At 50.2% G+C, this 19,890-nt stretch carries 13 protein-coding genes; 9 read left to right on the top strand and 4 right to left on the bottom strand.

The annotated features are described in order from the left end of the window. Positions 1-96 precede the first annotated feature (96 nt). From ABD880_RS17235 to ABD880_RS17225, 3 genes are all read right to left on the bottom strand, one after another. The gene (locus tag ABD880_RS17235) at positions 97-813 is read right to left on the bottom strand and encodes a YiaD family glycine zipper/OmpA-like lipoprotein (protein ID WP_345168909.1); all 717 of its coding nucleotides are present in this window, start codon (positions 811-813) and stop codon (positions 97-99) included. 210 nt (positions 814-1,023) lie between these two features. Then, positions 1,024-1,917 (bottom strand): acetyl-CoA carboxylase, carboxyltransferase subunit beta, encoded by an 894-nt coding sequence (gene accD / locus ABD880_RS17230; protein WP_345168906.1) that lies wholly within the window; start codon positions 1,915-1,917, stop codon positions 1,024-1,026. A gap of 172 nt (positions 1,918-2,089) precedes the next feature. Beyond that, complete coding sequence (locus ABD880_RS17225; RefSeq protein ID WP_345168902.1) at positions 2,090-3,148, bottom strand: class I fructose-bisphosphate aldolase; 1,059 nt, start codon at positions 3,146-3,148, stop codon at positions 2,090-2,092. A 305-nt stretch (positions 3,149-3,453) separates the two neighbouring features. Between ABD880_RS17225 and ABD880_RS17220 the strand changes: the two genes are divergently transcribed. The 6 genes from ABD880_RS17220 to ABD880_RS17195 all read left to right on the top strand — a co-directional run bounded on the left by ABD880_RS17220 (position 3,454) and on the right by ABD880_RS17195 (position 10,106). Beyond that, positions 3,454-4,164 (top strand): OmpA/MotB family protein, encoded by a 711-nt coding sequence (locus ABD880_RS17220; protein ID WP_345168899.1) that lies wholly within the window; start codon positions 3,454-3,456, stop codon positions 4,162-4,164. A gap of 191 nt (positions 4,165-4,355) precedes the next feature. Next, positions 4,356-5,351, top strand: a complete 996-nt coding sequence (locus ABD880_RS17215; RefSeq protein WP_345168897.1) for an OmpA family protein — start codon at positions 4,356-4,358, stop codon at positions 5,349-5,351. A 169-nt stretch (positions 5,352-5,520) separates the two neighbouring features. After that, entirely contained in the window at positions 5,521-5,985 is a 465-nt protein-coding gene (locus tag ABD880_RS17210) for a MaoC family dehydratase (protein ID WP_345168894.1), read from the top strand. 787 nt (positions 5,986-6,772) lie between these two features. Beyond that, entirely contained in the window at positions 6,773-8,179 is a 1,407-nt protein-coding gene (locus ABD880_RS17205) for an RtcB family protein (protein ID WP_345168891.1), read from the top strand. Positions 8,180-8,187: 8 nt separating this feature from the next. After that, positions 8,188-8,802, top strand: coding sequence for a peptide chain release factor H (prfH, locus tag ABD880_RS17200; RefSeq protein ID WP_345168888.1), 615 nt, complete (start codon positions 8,188-8,190; stop codon positions 8,800-8,802). A 233-nt stretch (positions 8,803-9,035) separates the two neighbouring features. Continuing rightward, positions 9,036-10,106, top strand: coding sequence for an NADH:flavin oxidoreductase/NADH oxidase (locus tag ABD880_RS17195; RefSeq protein WP_345168885.1), 1,071 nt, complete (start codon positions 9,036-9,038; stop codon positions 10,104-10,106). 470 nt (positions 10,107-10,576) lie between these two features. Here the strand turns inward: ABD880_RS17195 and ABD880_RS19140 are convergent, their stop codons facing one another. Further along, positions 10,577-13,408 (bottom strand): ligand-binding sensor domain-containing protein, encoded by a 2,832-nt coding sequence (locus tag ABD880_RS19140; RefSeq protein ID WP_425575845.1) that lies wholly within the window; start codon positions 13,406-13,408, stop codon positions 10,577-10,579. A 317-nt stretch (positions 13,409-13,725) separates the two neighbouring features. Between ABD880_RS19140 and ABD880_RS17180 the strand changes: the two genes are divergently transcribed. The 3 genes from ABD880_RS17180 to ABD880_RS17170 are packed head-to-tail and all read left to right on the top strand — an operon-like array spanning position 13,726 to position 19,834. After that, entirely contained in the window at positions 13,726-16,806 is a 3,081-nt protein-coding gene (locus tag ABD880_RS17180) for a SusC/RagA family TonB-linked outer membrane protein (protein ID WP_345168882.1), read from the top strand. A gap of 10 nt (positions 16,807-16,816) precedes the next feature. Next, complete coding sequence (locus tag ABD880_RS17175) at positions 16,817-18,388, top strand: RagB/SusD family nutrient uptake outer membrane protein (protein ID WP_345168879.1); 1,572 nt, start codon at positions 16,817-16,819, stop codon at positions 18,386-18,388. A gap of 24 nt (positions 18,389-18,412) precedes the next feature. Further along, positions 18,413-19,834, top strand: coding sequence for a PKD domain-containing protein (locus ABD880_RS17170; protein ID WP_345168876.1), 1,422 nt, complete (start codon positions 18,413-18,415; stop codon positions 19,832-19,834). Positions 19,835-19,890 lie beyond the last annotated feature (56 nt).

The following is a 19,890-nucleotide window of genomic DNA, read 5'->3' as shown; positions in this document are numbered from 1 at the left end:
CGGGTCCTTGCCCAAGAGGTTGGATTGTACCGGGCGCAAAAAAAGAAGGCTGGCCTTTGCAGGCCAGCCTTCTTAGCTGTTAAAAGCAACGGGTGCTTAGTATTTCACTTCACCACGCTCAGCGGCTTTCTTCAATTCTTCACTAGCGAAGATGGCCACCTCTACACGACGGTTCTGCTGACGGCCAGCAGCCGTAGAGTTGTCCGCGATTGGCTGGGTTGAACCATAACCACGCGTCTGGATGCGGCTAGACTCTACGCCCAAAGAAGTAGCATAGTTGGCCACGGCCTGCGCTCTGCGCTCAGAAAGCGGTTGGTTGATAGCGTCGTTACCAGTGTTGTCAGCGTGTCCTTCTACCAATACGTTGGTTCCTGGGTATTTCTTAAGCGTCTCAGCCAATTTAGCGATGTCAGCTCTAGAAGAAGCCTGCAACTCAGCAGAGTTAGTGGCAAACAACAGACCAGCGTCAAAAGTTACTTTGATACCCTCGCCTACACGTTCTACCTGGGCGTTTTTCATTTCACGCTCCAACTCCTCTGCCTGCTTGTCCATTCTACGACCAATGATCGCACCGGTGGCTCCACCTGCGGCGGCTCCAATGATGGCTCCACGAGCCGTGTTACCAGTGGCCTTACCAATGATACCACCAATTACGGCACCAGAACCGGCACCAATGATACCGCCTTTAGCGGTCTTGCTCATTCCTTTATTTTGCGTAGTACCAGTGGTGCTAGCGGTTTCGCTTGACTTACAAGAAGCAAACAGTAAGCTTCCTGCTAACATGGCGGTGAATGTTCCTTTCAAGAGTTTCATAGTGTTTTTCTTTTTAATGAATGATGTAGAGATTTATTAAGGTCTTTAGCATCGGACATACATACTCATTTCCGGTTAAAATGTTCAGTATAGTCTCAAAACTATATTACCTAATGTAATAATCGTGCCAAATTTAGTAAAATACAAAAGCACCGGGGCCCGTCTAATGGTATTAAACGGGCCCCGGTGCTTTTGTATTTGAATATGAGCTTATTTAGAGGCAGATTTCTTGGTAGATTTTTCCTTTACCGCCTTGTCTGCAGGTGCCAACATGGCAATAAGCTGTGCCACGCGGTCTTTTAGTTGCTTGCGGTGCACAATGAAATCAAGGAAGCCGTGCTCCAGGACAAACTCAGCGCTTTGGAAGCCTTTGGGCAGGTCCTTGCCAATTGTCTCTTTGATCACGCGTGGTCCGGCAAAGCCAATCAACGCACCCGGCTCAGAGATGTTAAAGTCGCCCAGCATGGCATAAGAGGCCGTCACACCACCGGTGGTTGGGTCTGTCAATAAAGAGATGTACGGGATCTTGGCTTCAGACAGAAGGGCTAGCTTGGCAGACGTCTTGGCCATTTGCATGAGGGAGAAACCAGCCTCCATCATACGCGCGCCGCCAGACTTGGAGATCATCATGAACGGGATGTTGTGCTGGCGGCTGTAGTCTATGGCTCTGGAGATTTTCTCCCCTACCACAGAGCCCATGGAGCCCCCAATAAAGTTGAAGTCCATACAGGCCACTACCAGGTCCAGGCCGTTGGCCTTGCCATGGGCGGTGCGCACGGCGTCCTTTAGGTTGGTCTTGCGCTGGGTGGCCTTGATGCGATCTGGATACGGCTTGGTGTCCACAAAGTGCAAAGGGTCTCCTGAGCTCATGTTCTCATCCAGCTCTGTGAACGCGTTGTCATCAAACAGGATCTCAAAATACTCTTGTGAGTTGACACGGTCATGGTGGTCACACTTAGGGCAGGTATAGAGGTTTTGTCTATGCTCTGCCTTGCTGGCAACCGCCTTGCACTCAGGGCACTTGTGCCACAACCCGTCTGGGGTTTCCTTCTTTTGCTCCGTTGGGGTAACGATGCCTTTTTCTACTCTTCTAAACCAAGACATAGTGTATTTGTAAGGTTCTTTTCAACAGTGAAGCTTTGGGCCTATATTCAAAAGAGCATGAATTAACATGCCCTTGGAATTTCTAAAGCTTGCAAAGATAAAAAAGAAACGGTAGCGCCCTACTCTGATGCGATAGAATACACGCTACCTTTTATTTGTAAATGATTAAACGTTAGGCAATGCTGATGTCCTGTGCCAGATATACGTCTTGGATGGCATTCAACAAGGCCACGCCCGCTTTCATGTCTTTCTGGAACGCTTTTCTGCCCGAGATCAATCCCATGCCGCCGGCGCGCTTGTTGATGACGGCTGTGCGCACCGCGTCTGCCAGGTCAGATTCGCCTTTAGACTCGCCACCCGAGTTGATCAAACCCGCCCGACCCATGTAGCAGTTGGCCACCTGGTAGCGCGCCAGGTCAATGGGATGGTCTGTGGTGAGGTCTGAGTACATTTTGGCGTGGCTCTTGGCAAAGTTGATGGCCATAAACCCGCCGTTGTTTTCTGGTAGCTTCTGCTTGATGATGTCTGCCTGGAGGGTGACGCCCAGATGGTTGGCCTGGCCCGTAATATCTGCAGAGACGTGGTAATCTGTACCGTCTTTCTTGAAGGCGTTGTTGCGGGCGTAGCACCAGAGAATGGTGGCCATGCCCAGTTGGTGCGCCTGCTCAAAGGCCTCGGCTACCTCAATAATCTGTCTACTGGACTCCTCAGACCCGAAGTAGATGGTAGCGCCCACCGCCGCCGCACCCAGGTTCCAGGCCTCCTCTACAGACCCAAACATGATCTGGTCAAACTTATTAGGATAGGTGAGCAGCTCATTATGATTGATCTTAACCACAAACGGAATCTTATGCGCGTACTTTCTGCTGAGCATGGCCAAATTGCCAAACGTAGTAGCCACGGCATTGCATCCGCCTTCTATGGCCAGTCTAATGATGTTCTCTGGGTCAAAGTAAATGGGATTGGGCGCGAACGAAGCTCCGGCGGTATGCTCAATCCCCTGGTCTACGGGCAGAATGGAGACGTAGCCGCTACCCGCCAGGCGCCCGTGGTTAAAAAGCTGCCCCAAATTGCGCAACACCTGCGGCGAGCGGTTGGAGTTGACAAATACCCGCTCAATAAAGTCTGGCCCCGGCAGGTGAAGCATCTCCTTCGGGATGGCGGTGGCCTGGTAGTTTAATAAAGTTTCGGCGTCTGCGCCTAAGAGAGAAGTAACCGTTTGTACGCTCATAGATTCACGTCATTAAACCAAATGAAAGGCACTATCAAAAATCCTAGTCTGCCTTGGATAAGGATAGCAAGAAAATCTTACGACAATCTTTGCCATTCAGTTGAAATGCAACTCCTGGATTTTTATTCATCACCCATCCAATTGATTTAAAACCACTTACACCTCTACTTCACATAATTTAGACCGTACAAGGCAATGAAGAATTTAGCTGGGGCGTTACCTAAGGAGTGGTTTTATACCAGAGACACCTTCTTGCGTATAGCCCACCAATAATACTTTCATCATCCATCACTAAACTTAACCCTATGAAAAGAACACGTTTCGCCGCCTCTTCCCTCGCTGTTTTATTGGCTGTCGCCTCACTGGGTTCTTGCGTTTCTACCAAGAAATATAAAGAACTGGAAGCAAGTAAAAACGCGCTTGAGCAAGAGAAAGCCGCTGCGCAGCGTAGTCTGGAAGAAGCCAATGCCAGCGTACGTGACCGCGACGCCAAGCTGGCTCAATACCAACAGCAGATTGCCCAAAAAGAAAAGATACTAAATGAGCTTCGCGCCTCTGTCAATGAAGCATTGTCTGGCTTTAAAGAGCAGGGCTTGACCGTGAACGTGCGGGACGGCAAGGTGTACGTGACCATGCCTGAGAAATTGTTGTTTGCCACCGGTAGCACCAAGGTGAACCCCAACGGACAAAACGCCCTGGGCAAACTGGCTAACGCCATCAAAGGCCAGCGTGACACCGAGATAGTAGTGGAAGGCCACACCGATGACGTAGCCGTGGCCTCTGCCAACGTCACCTACAAAGACAACTGGGACTTGAGCGTACTGCGTGCCACGGAGGTGACGCGTCTCTTGATTAACAACGGTGTGGCCCCGCAGATGATTGTGCCGGCCGGCCGCGGACAGTATACGCCATTAGCCATGACCCGCACCCCAGAGGCTCGTCAAAGCAACCGCCGCACAGAGATCATCCTGGCCCCTAACTTTGAGAAAATCCTGAACCTGTTGCAAAACGACTAAGGCTGCTTAAAACAACATATGCCGGTTATCCTAATCGGCCAGGAACAGCCGCGGCCTACAGGTCACGGCTGTTCCGTTTTTGGCCTGTTTCTGAGAAAACAGCCCGAAAACGAATTTAGACTTGGTCACGCGCCCAAGGTTTTTATCTTTGTAATTCTGCCCTAACCCTTTTCAATTTTTAGTACTTTGTCATGATTAAAAAGCCTCTACTACGCTATGCCGGTGTAGCCCTGTTAGGTACGTGCCTGTTGGGTTCCTGCACCACCACCAAAAAATATAACGCCCTGCTGGCCCAGAAAGTAAACCTGGAACGCGAGAAAGCCGACTGCGAAACCTCTCTGGCCACCATTACCACTGAGCGCTCAGACTTGAACAAGCAGGTAGCAGACCTCACCAACTATCGCCAGCAACTGGCCTCAGACACCACCCAACTAGGCAACGTTCTGCGCAAAACCCAGGCCCTGTACGCAGATATGAGCAACAGCTATGACAAGCTCATGAAGAACCATGACAAGCTCATGGCCAACAGCGCGCTGGAGTCCTCCAAGCTTTCTAAAGACCTAAACCGCCGCGAAGAGGAACTGAAGAAACTAAACGACGCCCTGGCTAAAAACCGCTCACAAGTGGACCAACTCAGTACGGACTTGAAATCACGCGAAGAGCGCCTGAACGAACTGGAGCGCATTCTCTCTGAGAAAGACAAAGCGGTGAACGCTCTTAAAACCAAAGTGAGCAACGCCTTGCTGGGCTTTAACAGCAAAGATTTGACGGTGAACGTGCAGAACGGCAAAGTCTACGTATCGCTTTCTGAGCAACTCTTGTTCAAATCTGGTAGCACAAAAGTAGACGCCAAAGGCCAGGATGCCCTGCGCAAACTGGCTGCCGCTCTAAAAGACCAGAACGACGTGAACGTGGTAGTAGAAGGCCATACAGACGATGTGCCCGTTTCTAAAGGCACCGTGGGTATGCAGGACAACTGGGATCTGAGCGTACTGCGTGCCACTGAGATTACCCGCATCTTGACCACCGCTGGTTTAGAGGGTACTAAAATTACGCCATCTGGCCGCGCCAGCAACGTGCCGCTAGACGCCGCCAAAACCGCAGACGCCCGCCAGAAAAACCGCCGTACTGAGATTATCCTCACGCCAAAGCTGGACGAACTCTTTAAGATTCTGGAAGTGAATTAATCTTCTTACTTTCGGCCCGAGGACGGAACGCTTATTAGCCTCCGTTTTCGGGCCGATTTCTGGAGAACAGGCCAAAAACGACGTCCGCCTACGTTCCATATTTAAAGGCAGCCCAATACCAAACAACCACAAACCAAGCCTCCTTTCTAACAGGAGAAACCTTTACCACATGAGCAAACTTACCATTGACAGCTTTGAGAAATTACAGCAGTACGAAGGCCAGGAAATAGGCGTCTCTGAGTACCATACCATCACGCAGGAGCAGATCCAGAAATTTGCCGAGGCTACCTTAGATTACCAATGGATTCACCTGGACGCCGAGCGCGCCCAAACCGAGTCGCCGTTCAAAAGCACCATCGCGCACGGCTACCTGACTGTCTCTTTGTTGCCGTACCTGTGGGGGCAGATCATTGAGATACAGAACCTGAAGATGCAGGTGAACTATGAAATTGAAAGCCTTCGGTTTAACCAGGCCGTATTGGTAGACAGTGCCGTGCGTCTGCGCGTGAAGTTGCTTTCTGCCGTGAACCTGCGCGGCGTCATCAAAGCCCGTTTAGAAGTAACCATGGAGATTGAAGACAGCAAAAAACCCGCCTTTACGGGTGTTATTACCTTCCTGTACCATTTTAACTAGGACGCTAGATATTAGACGTAAGACACAAGATTTTTGCGAACCCGTTTTTGGGCTGTTTTCTGGAAAACAGCCCAAAAACGGGTTCTTTATGTAGCTCCATCTAAAACGGCTTAAAAAATATCAAGCCTTATTCGTTTTAATTATTTCCCGCTGAGTTGTAACATTTTCTTGCCAAGTCCAGAAAAAGCCTATAGCTTTGCCCCATCTATTGCTCCTCATGTTTCATTTTAACGCAGGAGATCCAACCCATGCTAGAGGTTCACAACATATCGCCCATTCTGCTTTTTGCTTAAGCACAGCAAAGACAACCTCCTATTCTTTTTAGGTAGCTAAGTAGTTGCACCTTGGTCTAGCGGCCAGGTTGTTCCTCCCTTGTAGGTTCGTTATTTGTTCTCTTAAGCAAAGCATTCCTTTGACGTGCCATGCGCACGCTATGGGCAGATTCTTCTGTGCAACGCCATAAAGCTCCTCTCGGGTTTTCACTTGCATCTGTAGAATCCTTCTCCACTACACCGTTATTTTCTTCCAACAGCTGAGACGTTTGTTACGTCTTCTGCTACCCGCGTTTTTGACCTATTTCTGGCAAAATAAGCCAAAATCGGCTTGCCTAGCTTTTTTTACAAAGCCAGCCCAGACTCTTGTTACACCTTTAAATTTCTAAGCATATGTTGGTCTTCAGCCTACAGTCATCTGGCAATATTTCAGAAAGAAGCCAGTCTTTTTGGGGTAGCTCTTTGGGAGCTGCCTCTTCACATAGTTTCATGAACAAAAGAATAGAATATAGCCCATGGGCAAACAATCAATCAAGTCGAAAGACTTAAGTAAAATAGGGTATCGCTCTGACGTGGCCCGCGGCCTGGCCATGAACCTGGCGGCGCGTCATTTCAAACACGTACCCAAAGAAGAAGTGCTGGAACTGTTGCACGACGTGTTACAGCAGCCAGAGCATTATTTGCAACACCAAACCCTGGCACCGTTGGCCTTAAAACTGGCGCCTCCAGTTACTGCGTCATCTTTTCAGGTGTATGAGTTAAAGGAAGAAAGCGGCCCGGTGAAAATTTATGGTGCCCAGCAGATAGAGGTGAGCGCCAAAAAGCAAATGGAATTGGCCATGCGCCTACCTATTGCGGTACAAGGTGCCCTCATGCCAGACGCCCACGCAGGGTTTGGCCTACCCATTGGTGGCGTGTTGGCCGCAGACAATGCGGTTATTCCTTACGCCGTGGGTCTGGACATAGGCTGCCGAATGGCTTTGTCCATCTTTGAGGTGCCGGGCAAATTTCTTGACACGCATACCTTCCAACTCAAGAAAGCCCTGAAGGAATTCACCCATTTCGGGATTGAGGGAGGACTGGAGTTAAACCAGGAGCATGAAGTGCTGGATGATCCTATGTTCCAAGGTACAGAGCTGCTTAGAAAACTGCATGGCAAGGCTGTGAAACAGCTGGGTTCCTCAGGTACGGGCAACCATTTCGTAGAATTCGGAGCGCTGGATTTACTGGAATACAATTCTCTGGGATTACCCGCTGGTACGTATCTGGCGCTGTTGTCGCATTCAGGATCAAGGGGACTAGGAGCCGCTGTAGCCAAACACTACACGCAACTGGCCATGGACCGGTGCAAACTGCCCCGCGAGGCGAAGTCCTTGGCGTGGCTCTCTCTGGACAGCGAGGCCGGACAGGAATACTGGCTGAGCATGCAACTGGCCGGCCTGTACGCGCAAGCCTGCCACGACCGTATTCACCTGAACCTGGCCAAAGCCCTTGGAGTGAAACCAGTGGCCCATGTAGAGAATCACCACAATTTCGCCTGGAAAGACTGTTTACCCAATGGGCAGGAGGTGGTGATTCATAGAAAAGGAGCCACGCCCGCCCATGCGGGTGAGCTGGGCATTATTCCGGGTAGCATGACCACCGCCGGTTATCTGGTAACCGGAAAAGGGGTGGCAGATGCCTTGTATTCAGCCTCTCATGGGGCAGGCCGCAGGTTGTCAAGGGGCCGCGCCAAGGAAAGCTTTACCATGTCTGATTTAAAGAAGCGGCTTTCGGGAGCGGGCGTGACCTTGATTGGCGGATCCACAGAAGAGCATACGCTGGCCTACAAAGACATTGAAACGGTCATGCAGGCTCAGCACCAACTGGTAGACATTCAAGGCAGGTTTCTGCCCAAGGTAGTACGCATGCACAAAGAATAGCCAGACCTATGCAGGAACAACTAATTCAACTCACATCGGGCCGAGGGCCTGAGGAGTGTGCCCGTGTAGTAGCCCGGGTGCTGGACGAACTTCTACAAGACGCCCGTGCCCACAAGTTAGAAACCAAGGTCATTGAAACCGTGCCCAGTCACTTGCCGCACACGTTTCTATCAGCGTTGGTTTTAGTAAAGGGTAAGGGAACGGCGGCATTTTTAAAGAATTGGCAAGGCACCATTCAATGGATTGCCCCCAGCCCCTTCCGGAAGTACCACAAACGTAAAAACTGGTTTGTAGGTGTTCAGGCAGTAGAAGTGGCTGGTCAATTCCAGTGGCGGGAGCAGGATATAGCGTATGAGAGCATGCGGGCCTCTGGCCCCGGCGGACAGCACGTAAATAAAACAGAGTCGGCGGTGCGGGCCCGGCACATTCCCTCTGGCGTGATGGTGGTGGCCTCAGAAAGACGGTCACAACACCAGAACAAGGCCGAAGCCCGGGAACGTTTGCAGGAGAAGTTACACCTCTGGCAATTACAGCAGGCCGCGCAGACTGCCAAAGACCAATGGCAACAGCACCATGAGCTAAGCCGGGGCAACGCCGTTAAAACCTTCACGGGTAGACTGTAAACCTTCTATCCACCAGTGCGCAGGCAGAGATTGCCTGCGCACTTTTCATTCTTAACTCTTGCGCGCAAGAAGTTTAACTCCAAAGTAGATATAGGCAGTATTGCATTCTGTAAGTCTCACGTAAACATTACAGAAATCTACAACACGTCAGCCTTCTGGGTGGGTGTGTTATTTTCTTGCATAACTTTAAGTAGTCTTTAAGGTTAGACATACCAGCTATCAATCTATATTTTATGGCATCCTTATTCACACCACTCCAGCTCAGAGGCATCCAGCTTAAAAACCGAATCGCCATCTCTCCCATGTGCCAATATTCTTCAGAGGACGGGTTTGCCAATGACTGGCACCTGGTGCATTTAGGAGCGAGAGCCGTAGGCGGCGCCGGACTCATTATCCTTGAAGCCACCGCCGTCTCACCAGAAGGGAGGATTACACCCGATGATTTGGGCCTTTGGAAAGACGAGCATATCCCATTCTTACAGCTCATTGTCTCTTTTCTGCACAGTCAAGGTTCTGTAGCCGGCATTCAACTAGCGCACGCGGGCCGCAAGGCCAGCCACCAATCTCCCTGGAAAGGCGGAACCCCTATTCTGCCCCAGGAAGAGAACGGTTGGCAGACGGTAGCACCCAGTGCTATTCCCTTTCTAGCAGAAGAGCCAGCGCCGCTGGCCCTGGACCAAGCCGGCATTGAGAAGGTTGTCACAGATTTTAAGGCAGCGGCACAACGGGCGTTCACGGCGGGTTTCAAAGTGATTGAACTGCATGGCGCGCACGGCTATCTTTTGCATGAATTCCTGTCGCCGCTCAGCAACCACCGCACCGACCAGTACGGCGGCTCCTTTGAGAACAGAATCAGGCTGCTGCTAGAGATTACCCAGGCTGTGCGCTCTGTCTGGCCAGAAGAATATCCTTTGCTGGTGCGCCTTTCTGCCACAGACTGGACCGAAGGCGGTTGGACGATAGAAGACTCCATTGCTTTAGCCAAGATTTTACAAGAATATGGCGTTGATTTGATTGACTGCTCTACCGGCGGCAACGTACCCAAAGCCCCCATCCCGGTAGGCCCCTTGTACCAATTACCCTTTGCCGAGCAGATTAAAAAAGAAGCTGGCATCCTAACTGGCGCTGTAGGCATCATCACCACTGCCCAAGAAGCTGAGGCAATCATTTCCGGCGGCCAAGCCGACTTGGTGCTGATTGCCCGTCAGTCCTTGCGGGATCCTCACTTTCCGTTAAGAGCGGCGCATGAGCTAGGAGAAGAAATTGCCTGGCCCTTGCAATATGAGCGGGCTAAGTTCAGGTAGTTGGTACCAATCCTGCACCTACGCGCTGATGCGTTTTTGGCCTGTTTTCTGAGAAACAGGCCAAAAACGCATTAGCGCAGTCCCTTCTCCCTGAGGGAGAAGGTTAGGATGAGGGGGTAGACGTTGCAGGTTTGTACTGGCAGGGCTCGACCTTACCGTGACGCATTGCCTATTGCTGCTGGTTTTATCCACTGGTGTAAACACCCCCCTTCGCCCCCCCTCAAGGGGGGAATCTGCGGCTAGCCAGGCTGTTGGCGCAGACGCTCGCAGATCCTGCCGGACGCTACGAGGTCTTTTGAGCGACCGCTATTAAGTTGAGAGGTTGTGGGAGCCCATAGGTTTCTTCGTTTTTGGGCTGTTTTCTGGAAAATAGGCCAAAAACAAAAGAGAGCGGCTGATGGGGCGCTCTCTTTTGTTTTTGGCACCAAGAGACAAGTCTTACATCTTGCGTCTTGTGTCTTATGTCTTCCCTAAAACTTGAGCATAAAATCAGTGAGATTTTCGCTGCGGTCCAGTTCTAGTCTTTTGCGGAGGCGGTACCGGCTTATTTCTACGCCCCGCACCGAAATGTTGAGTAGTTGGGCAATGTCTTTGGTGGTGAGGTTCAGGCGCAGGTAGGTGCTTAGTTTAATTTCAGTTGGGGTAAGACAAGGGAATTTCTCCTGTAAACGATGAATGAAATCACCGTGCACATGGTTGAAATGCAGTTCAAATTGCTTCCAGTCTACCTCGCTGGTGATGTTGTGGTCAATGTTCTTGATGATGCGGTTGAGCTCATCTGCCTGGGCCGCCCGGCCGCCGCTTTTTATGATGTTCTGTAGTTCGGTCTTGACGGTGGTGAGCAGTTCATTCTTGTTGATGAGGTGAATGGTAGAATACGTAAGCTCGCGGTTTTTATGGTCAATCTCGGCCTGCAGTTTCTCATCGCGCAAGCGGTCAATCTCTTGTTCGCTTTGATTGGTGATCTCCCTTATTTCTATTTCCTTCTGGCCCAGCTTCCGCTCCTTGTCCAGGATGAGGCGGCGCTTCTCCTTTTTGAACCTACGGTCCACCTGCAAGGCAACGGCGCCAATGAGCAGACCACCTAACAAGGCATAGAACAGAAAGGCCCAGCTGCTTCTGTAAAACGGCGGACGGATGACAAACTCAAAGGGCTGTGCCTCACTGATGGTGCCGTATACATTCCTGGCCCTTACCCTAAAGATGTAAGTGCCCTCTGGCAGGTTGGTGTATTCTTTTTCGGTTTTAGGCGTCCAGGTAGACCAGCCTCCGTCAAAATTTTCCAGGTAATACTGGTACTGCGTTTTCTCGGGCTGCTCATAAAAAGAAGAGGCATACACAAACCGAAGCGAGTTAAAGCCATACTTCCATTCTGGTTCCTCGGCTTTGTCTAGAAGCCGGCCGGTTAAGAGCAATGAGTCTTTCTCGCCGGCGGTGCCTATGACATGCGCCAGCCGGGTCTGGAACGGTGCCAGGCGCTTGGGTTTGGCGGCGTTGTAGTGGATGAATCCTTCCTTGGCCCCAAAGAGCACGTTGTTCAGGTCCAGAATCTGGATGTAGCTCAAGTCATCATTCAACTGCTCTCTGATGTTCCGGAAGAGCTTGTCTTCCAGGAGGGGCTTCCCAAACTTGGTAAAGGTGATTTTGCCTACGCGCTGGTTAGAGATGAAGTAGATGTTGCCTTGAACGTCTTCCTCCATTTCAATGACATGTTCTTCTGGCCCAAACAAGGATGTGTAAGCTTTATCCAAGACAAACCTATTGGTAGCCTTGTTGAACTTGTACACCCCCTGCATGGCCGGGAAAATCAATTCATTGTTGATTTTCTCCATGTTGATGAGTTGGTCTGAAGGGAACCCGTTTTTGGAATTGTAGAACTGCACCTTCACAATCTTCTCATACCGGGCATCAAACGTAATCCTGAAGATGCCTTTGTAGCCGTGGGCCATCCAAAGGTCGCCGTCCCTGTCAAACTCCAGCACCCTAGAGGACTCATCCAAACCCTTGAACTTTTGCAGAAGCTGTAAGCCTTCTGGTGAAGAGGACAGCAACCGCAAGCCATAGTAAGACCCATATACCAGCCTGTTGGGTTGATTAGGTACCTGCACAAACTCCCAGGCCCCACCTTCTGGGTAGATAAGCTGGGCTTTGTTGTCCTTTATCAAGAACGGGCCGTTGTGGTGAGCCATGAGCAGTTGACCTGCAATATGGTCCAGGTGGTAGACCTGGCCCGTACTGTTGGGCACCAGGGTGAATTGTTTCTTACCAGCGCCCAGACTGGTCACGTATAGACCGCTGTTGGTGCCTACAAACAAAGAGTTGCCCTGTTGCATGGCCGCATAGCCCGTACCTGATAAACCCAGGGTACCGTCCAGTTTGCTAAAAGGAGAGCTTAGTTCTACCATGGCCAAGCCATTGTTAAGCCCCAGCCAAAGATTATCCTGGGTGTCTTGGTAGAGGGTATGAATGGTATTGTCCAAAAGGCCGTCCTGCACAGCAGTGTTCAATACCAACTTGCCTTGGTTGTCTATGACCACCAGTCCTTTGTTCTGGGTGGCTAAGGCAAAATTCCCGTCTTTCAAAAGTACCGCCTGGTTGATAACCAAATCCTGACAAGCGGTGGCCTTTTGTAGATTAAATGGCAGCACTCGTTGTCCATCATAGAGATACAGTCCTTCTTTGATGGTGACAATCAACAGCCGGTCTTTGTCATAAGGTAAAATAGAGGCAATCTGCTTCTGGGCAAAGAACTCGCCGCCAGGTAACAGCTTAAGCCTGTTGTTCTCAAGCAGGCAAAGGCCTAGGTCCCAGGCCAGGGTGTACAGGTTTTTATTGGCCTGAAAAGAAAACTCTAAAGGGCCACTGGTATGGATGACCTCAACTTTCTGGCCGGGTGTATATTTATAGATGTTCTTGAACGTAAAGAAATAGACATGCCCAGACTGTTCATAGATGCGCCAAACCTCATCAAAGTTACTGTCCTTGACAGGCAGCTTGTTTGCCAGTGATTTGTAGGTGAGAATACCCGCTTTGTTAGTCTCAAAATACCCGAAGTCCCCCTGACTCCCCACATACACGCGTCCTTGTTTGCCCACATAGATGGAACGCACCTTGGTACCAGCCTTTACCGGATAGATGTTCCAGGTGGCACCATCAAACTCCAGCAACCCAAAGTTATTGGCCACATACAGCACCTCCCGGTCATCCTGTACAATGCCCCAACTCTGAATGCCACCTTTAAATTCTTCGGGTTTAAAGTTGCGGATGACTGGATTGCCAAAGAAGTAGTCCTGTGCTGCCACTGTTGTAGTCCAGCACCACAGAAAAAGCATGTAAGAACAAATGGTGAGCTTTTGTGACCGCATGACCAAATATACAAAATTGACAGAAGCCTGGCATTAAGCCTTGATGTAATTGTTAATTACATATTTTAATAACCCATTTTTAACAAAAATGCATTTAAACGACTCCAGAGCAGTTTTACCCCCTATTGTAGTAGTTGTGATGTAGTCCTCACAGACCATTGATGTAGTATTGATGTATTCAAATGTTAGGTATCACATGTGCACTCGCCTACTTTTAGCCATGCTTAACGCTACCATCTAAACCAACCTAACACATGAAGAAAAATCTACTTTTTTTCCTCTTATTCCATTTATGCGGGATTGCCTTTGCGCAGACCACCATAACTGGACGCGTCACCTCAACGTCGGGTGGTGAACCCCTGCCTGGCGTTAGTGTGGTGATCAAAGGCACTACCAACGGTACTTCTACAGATGCAGAAGGCCGCTACCAGATTCAAGCCCCTGCCAACGCTGGCACATTAGTATTCTCTTATATTGGTTTTGTCTCTAGAGAAGAGGCCATTAATGGAAGGACTACTATCAACATGGCCTTACAGGAAGATGCTAGGGCTTTGCAAGAAGTAGTAGTGGTGGGCTATGGCACCCAATTGCGCAGAGAAGTTTCTACGGCCATCTCCTCTGTTTCTACAGATGAAATCACCCAAACCCCGGTTACCCGCATTGAGCAAGCCTTACAAGGGCGGGTAGCAGGTGTGCAAGCTACCAACATCTCTGGTCAGCCAGGTGATGCCCCTACCATCAGGATCAGAGGTATAGGCTCTACGGGCAACTCCAACCCTATTTATATAGTGGACGGGTTCCCGGTAGGTGGCATTGACTACCTCAACCCAGGCGACATTGAGAAGATTGACATCTTGAAAGATGCGGCTTCGGCGGCCATCTATGGCGCCAGAGGCGGTAACGGCGTAGTCATTATCACTACCAAGCAGGGCAAAAGAGACGGCAAGATGACGGTTTCTTATGACGGTTATTACGGTATCCAAAACCCATGGAGAAGATTGGAGTTGCTGAACGGTCGTGAGTATGCCACCTTGATGAACGAAGGGGCTGCCAACGCCGGCCTTACGCCTCCTTTTGCTGACCCTAGCCAATATGGTGAAGGCACCGACTGGCAGGACGCCATCTTTGAAAAGAATGCCCCTATCCAGAACCACCAGGTCACCATTAACGGCGGCAGTGAGAAGTCTGGTTATTCAGCCGCCTTCTCTTACTTTGACCAGGACGGCATTGTAGGCGGCGACAAGTCTAACTTCCAGCGCTACACAGCCAGAATCAACGCAGACAACCAGGTAAAGGACTGGCTAAAGATTGGCACCAACCTGGCCTACACGCACATTAAAAGAAGAGCCTTTGACGCTAACCAGGAGTTTGGCGGTATTCTAAGCAATGCCATCAACATGGACCCCTTGACGCCTGTATTTGAGACAGACCCAGCTAAGTTGGCACAATCTCAATACACCTTAAACCCGGTGGTAAGAGATGCCAACGGTAATGTGTTTGCCATTTCGCCCTATGCCTCACAAGAGATTGTGAACCCCTTGGCCCGCCTGCAGGTCATGAACGGCTTGACCAACGTGGACAAGTTTGTAGGAAACGCTATGGCTGAATTAAAACTACTAGACGGCCTAACCTTCCACTCTACCCTGGGCATTGACCTGGCATTTGTGGTGGGCAGCAACTACAACCCCATCTATTACCTAAATGCGGCGCAGTTCAACCAAACCTCTCTGGTATCTAGAAACACAGACAGATACTACACGTGGCAGGCTGAAAACTATGCTACTTACAAAAAAGGCTTTGGCGAGCACAATCTAGAGCTAACCGCCGGTACTTCTGCCCTAAAAAGCCGTTTTGAAGGATTGTTTGGGTCCAACACTGGCTTGGTTACCACTGATCCGTCCATGGCTTATCTAAACTTGGCCGTAAACGCCGGAACGGCCGTAGCACAGGGCGGCGCCGGTGAGCGGGCCATTCTTTCCTTCTTTGGGAGAGCCAATTATAATTACCAAGGGAAATACCTTTTCTCAGCTACGGTAAGACGTGATGGTTCTTCAAGATTTGGATCTCAGAATAGATTTGCCACCTTCCCATCTTTCTCAGCGGGCTGGGTGCTGTCAGATGAAGCCTTCTTTCCTAAAAGCGACTTCTTATCATTGGCTAAACTACGTGCCTCTTGGGGACAGAATGGGAATGAAGAAATTGGCGGCAACTATCCTTGGGCTGCACAGATTGGCGTAGGCAGAGGCTACACGTTCTTAAACCCGGGCGCCAAAGGCTACACCAGCGGTGCCGCGGCCGTGGCCATTGCCAACCCAGAGTTGGGTTGGGAGGCTTCAGAACAGACCAACATTGGCTTAGACCTTACCTTCTTCAATAATGCCTTAAACTTCACCACTGACTACTACATCAAGACCACCAAAGGCCTTTTAGTAGTAGCTCCTATCTTAGGGCATGTGGGAGAGAATCCAGGCCCAGTCAATGGAGGAACAGTTGAAAACCGAGGCCTGGAAATGGCTTTATCTTACCAAGGAAATGTAGGAGAATTTGGCTATAACCTGTCCCTGAACGGAACCTACAATAAGAATGAGGTTACTCAAATCAATAACGAGGAAGGGGTACTTGGTCAGGTGAACATCTCTACCTATGGCCCAGCCAACAGAACGGCGGTTGGTTTGCCTGTAGGTGCTTTTTACGGCTACAAAACGGCTGGTATCTTCCAAAACCAGGCACAGGTGAATGCACAAGAGCTTCAACCAGACGCGGCACCGGGTGACGTGATCTTTGTGGACGTGAACCAGGATGGCAAGTTTGACACCAATGACCGCACGTACCTGGGCAACCCTACGCCTAAGTTCACCACAGGCTTTAACATGGGCTTTGACTTCAAGAACTTTGACATCAACGCCTTCTTCTACGGAGCCTTCGGTCACAAAATCTTTAATGGCACCCGCCGCTATGACTTGGTGTATTCCAACACTCAGTCAAGAGCGTTGAACCGCTGGACCGGAGAAGGCAGCACCAATGAATTCCCAAGGTTCACCTTCAACGACGCCAACGGCAACTATAAGAACATCTCTGATCTCTATATAGAGGACGGTGACTTTGTACGCCTGAAAACTTTACAGTTAGGCTACAACCTGCCGGGCACCCTCTTAAACAGAATTCACATGCAGAAACTGCGGGTGTATGTATCGGCAGACAACCTGTTCACTTTGACAGACTACTCCGGCTTTGACCCTGAGATTGGTGCCCGCGGCGCCATTGACATAGGAATTGACAGAGGCGTGTATCCGCAGTCAAAAACATTCAGATTAGGTTTCAATGCCACTTTCTAAGAATGAACTCATGAAGAATATTCGTAAAAACACTTCAAAATATTTAGTACTGGGCTTGTTAGCGTTTGGCTCTGCCAGCTGCGACAGTTTCCTGGACCTGACTCCCATTGACAACCGCACCACGGACAACTTCTTTAAAACTGAAGCAGACGCCCGTGAGGCATTGGTGGGCGTGTATGACGTGCTCCAGTGGAATACCGTCAGAGGTTTCCACCCTACCCCCATGTTGTTAGACATTGCCTCAGATGACGCCTACGCCGGTGGCGGCAACCGCACGGACATTGTAAACATCCAGGAAATGGACTTCCACAAGATTCTACCTAACAACCCAGAAGTGCAAGGCCTTTGGAAGAAACATTACTTTGGCATTGCCAGAGCCAACACCTTGCTACAGAAGATGGAAGGACTGGAAGCCTCTGAAGCTTTTAAGAAGACCACCATCGCTGAGGCTAAGTTCTTACGTGCCCACTTCTACCTGGACCTGGTCCGTTTCTATGAGAACGTTCCTCTGATCCTTACCCCTTTGGCTCCCAGTGAATACAACCAGCCCCAGGCAAGTCCTAAAGCGGTATATGACCAAATTGCCAAAGACTTGGAAGAAGCCATTGTAGACTTGCCGGCCACTACCTTGACGGTGAGCAAAGGCAAAGCAACCAAGTGGGCAGCCAAAGCTTTACTAGCCAGAACGTATCTATTCTACAAAGGCGTGTATGGTCAGGAATTACAGGCGGGTAACACTACCGTAAACGGCGCCAGAGTTTTAACACACTTACAGGACATCATCAACAACAGTGGTCATGACTTGATGGCCAACTATGGTGACATCTTTAAAAGAGCCAGCGAGTTTGGCATTGAGTCTGTTTGGGAAATCTCTTATTCAGATGAAAACCCGTGGTGGGACTGGGGCTACATTCATGGCGGCGAAGGCAACATGCAACCACAGATGCAGGGCCCACGCATCAAGAATCCAGCCACTGAGAGCTATGTAGCCGGCTGGAGCGCCGCCACCCCAACCCAAGAGCTGTTTGATGCCTTTGGCGCCAATGACCCAAGACGTGACGCTACTTTGCTTCTTGAGACAGAATTAGCGGGCGGCAAAGCCAACCTGAACATTGGGTATCAGCACACGGGCTATTTCAGTCAGAAGTACACCACGGCCAAGGAATACGCACCTAGCGCTGGCCAGCCTGAATTGAACTGGGGCAATAACTACCGCGCCATCAGATACGCAGATGTCCTGTTAATGGCCGCAGAACTGGCTCTAACCAATGGCGGTAATGCAGAGACCTACCTTACTGAAGTTAGAGCCCGGGTAGGCTTAGCGCCGGTGCCCGCCACCCTGGACAACATCAAGAAAGAAAGACGTTTGGAACTGGCCTTAGAAGGGCATCGCTATTGGGATCTTTTGCGCTGGAACATGGCGGCCCAGGAAATTCCTACCACGCAGATAGGGTCAATGTACGTGGGTGACAACAGTGATTTTGTCATCACCTACAACGCGGTCAGAAAAGGCTTCTTCCCTATTCCGCAGAGTGAGATTGACCTTTCTGGCGGTACTCTTAAGCCCAACGCAGGTTATTAATTCATGTATTTAAAAACAGAAAATATGAAAAGGTATATATCTTATCTGGCAACCCTGTTGCTGATGACCTTTGTCTGGAGCGGCTGCGAGGTAGACGATCCAGAACTAGCAGAGGCCCCTACCTCAGAAATGGTTTCCTTCACCGTGGCGCCCACTGCCACCAACGCTAACATCATCAACTTTGAATCTACCTCGCCGGGCTTTAAGGCGGTGTGGGACTTTGGAGACGGTGCTACCGGAGAAGGGGCAAAAGTATCACATGCGTATCCTGTAAAAGGAAACTATACGGTAAAGCTTACTATCTACACCGCCGGCGGGTCAGCCACGGGCTCTAAAACCGTGACCATTGCCAACACTAATCCTACCATGCTTGACAGAGAAGATTACAACTTTTTGACGGGCGGTGCCAACCAGCTAGAGGGTAAAACCTGGGTAATTGACAAGAACTCTGCCGGCCACCTAGGTATTGGTCCTATTGGGGGCACTACCCCAGAATGGTACACCGCCGCGCCCAATGAGAAAGCCTCTGAAGGATATTATGATGATGAGATGACCTTTGTGCTAGGCAACACTTTGTCTTACACTTACAAAAACAACGGCACCACCTTTGCCAACGGAGACAATGCACCGCGCATTGGCGGCACGGCTGGCGCGGGTGACCAGACCATAAACTACACCCCACCCACCAACCTTACCTGGAGCATCTCTGAAGAAGGAGACAAGAAGTTCTTAATCATCTCCAACGGGGGCTTCATTGGCTATTACACGGGTGTTTCTAAGTATGAGATTCTTTCTTTAACAGAGAATGAAATGTACCTGCGCAGCGGCAGTGCCGCCGTGGCAGAGCATGCCTGGTACCAGAAATTGGTGCGCAAAGGCTATGAGCCGCCTAAACCAGTCAAAGAATACAAAGAAGTAGACATAGCAGACAACTTTGACACACCGGGCACCTTCACCTGGAAGTTTGAGAACATTGGCTTCAATGAGAACTTTGACAACCCGGCTCAGTTGCCGGCCAACTCTTCTGACAAAGTAGCCCGCTACACCCGTCTGGCAGGACAAGGCAATCAGTTTGGCAACGCCAACATCCAATTCACCCACAACCTGGACCTGACTAAGCGCCACGTATTCAAAGTGAAGGTGTTCTTGCCTAGTTACAATGACTACACCACCATGGGCGGGGCCGAAGACTGGTCACCCGTAAAGACGTTGCAAAAACAATTGTCTGTGAAACTGCAGAATTCTGAGTTGGGCGGCAACGCCTGGACTACCCAAGCCGAAGTGGTACAACAAGTCACTCAGATGGACCGCTGGGTAGAGTTGACGTTTGATTTTGGGGCCCATGCTACCAGAAAAGACTTCGACAAAATTGTAGTGCAGTTTGGCGGTGAGGCCCATTGGAACCCAGGCATCTTCTATTTGGATGATTTCAGGTTGATGCCTTAATACACCACATTTCTTTCTGTAGGCCAGGGGCATCCGTTTCTGGCCTACTTTTTCTA

Source organism: Nibribacter koreensis, from assembly GCF_039541795.1.
GTDB classification, from domain to species: domain Bacteria; phylum Bacteroidota; class Bacteroidia; order Cytophagales; family Hymenobacteraceae; genus Nibribacter; species Nibribacter koreensis.
This window is presented reverse-complemented; position numbering and strand designations above follow the sequence as displayed.

Excerpts from the sequence above, each read along its gene's own strand:
- accD (WP_345168906.1), bottom strand. The coding sequence starts at position 1,917 with ATGTCTTGGTTTAGAAGAGTAGAAAAAGGCATCGTTACCCCAACGGAG.
- ABD880_RS17205 (WP_345168891.1), top strand. The coding sequence starts at position 6,773 with ATGGGCAAACAATCAATCAAGTCGAAAGACTTAAGTAAAATAGGGTAT.
- ABD880_RS17175 (WP_345168879.1), top strand. The coding sequence starts at position 16,817 with ATGAAGAATATTCGTAAAAACACTTCAAAATATTTAGTACTGGGCTTG.
- ABD880_RS17210 (WP_345168894.1), top strand. The coding sequence starts at position 5,521 with ATGAGCAAACTTACCATTGACAGCTTTGAGAAATTACAGCAGTACGAA.
- ABD880_RS17215 (WP_345168897.1), top strand. The coding sequence starts at position 4,356 with ATGATTAAAAAGCCTCTACTACGCTATGCCGGTGTAGCCCTGTTAGGT.
- ABD880_RS17195 (WP_345168885.1), top strand. The coding sequence starts at position 9,036 with ATGGCATCCTTATTCACACCACTCCAGCTCAGAGGCATCCAGCTTAAA.
- prfH (WP_345168888.1), top strand. The coding sequence starts at position 8,188 with ATGCAGGAACAACTAATTCAACTCACATCGGGCCGAGGGCCTGAGGAG.
- ABD880_RS17170 (WP_345168876.1), top strand. The coding sequence starts at position 18,413 with ATGAAAAGGTATATATCTTATCTGGCAACCCTGTTGCTGATGACCTTT.
- ABD880_RS17180 (WP_345168882.1), top strand. The coding sequence starts at position 13,726 with ATGAAGAAAAATCTACTTTTTTTCCTCTTATTCCATTTATGCGGGATT.
- ABD880_RS17220 (WP_345168899.1), top strand. The coding sequence starts at position 3,454 with ATGAAAAGAACACGTTTCGCCGCCTCTTCCCTCGCTGTTTTATTGGCT.
- ABD880_RS17225 (WP_345168902.1), bottom strand. The coding sequence starts at position 3,148 with ATGAGCGTACAAACGGTTACTTCTCTCTTAGGCGCAGACGCCGAAACT.
- ABD880_RS17235 (WP_345168909.1), bottom strand. The coding sequence starts at position 813 with ATGAAACTCTTGAAAGGAACATTCACCGCCATGTTAGCAGGAAGCTTA.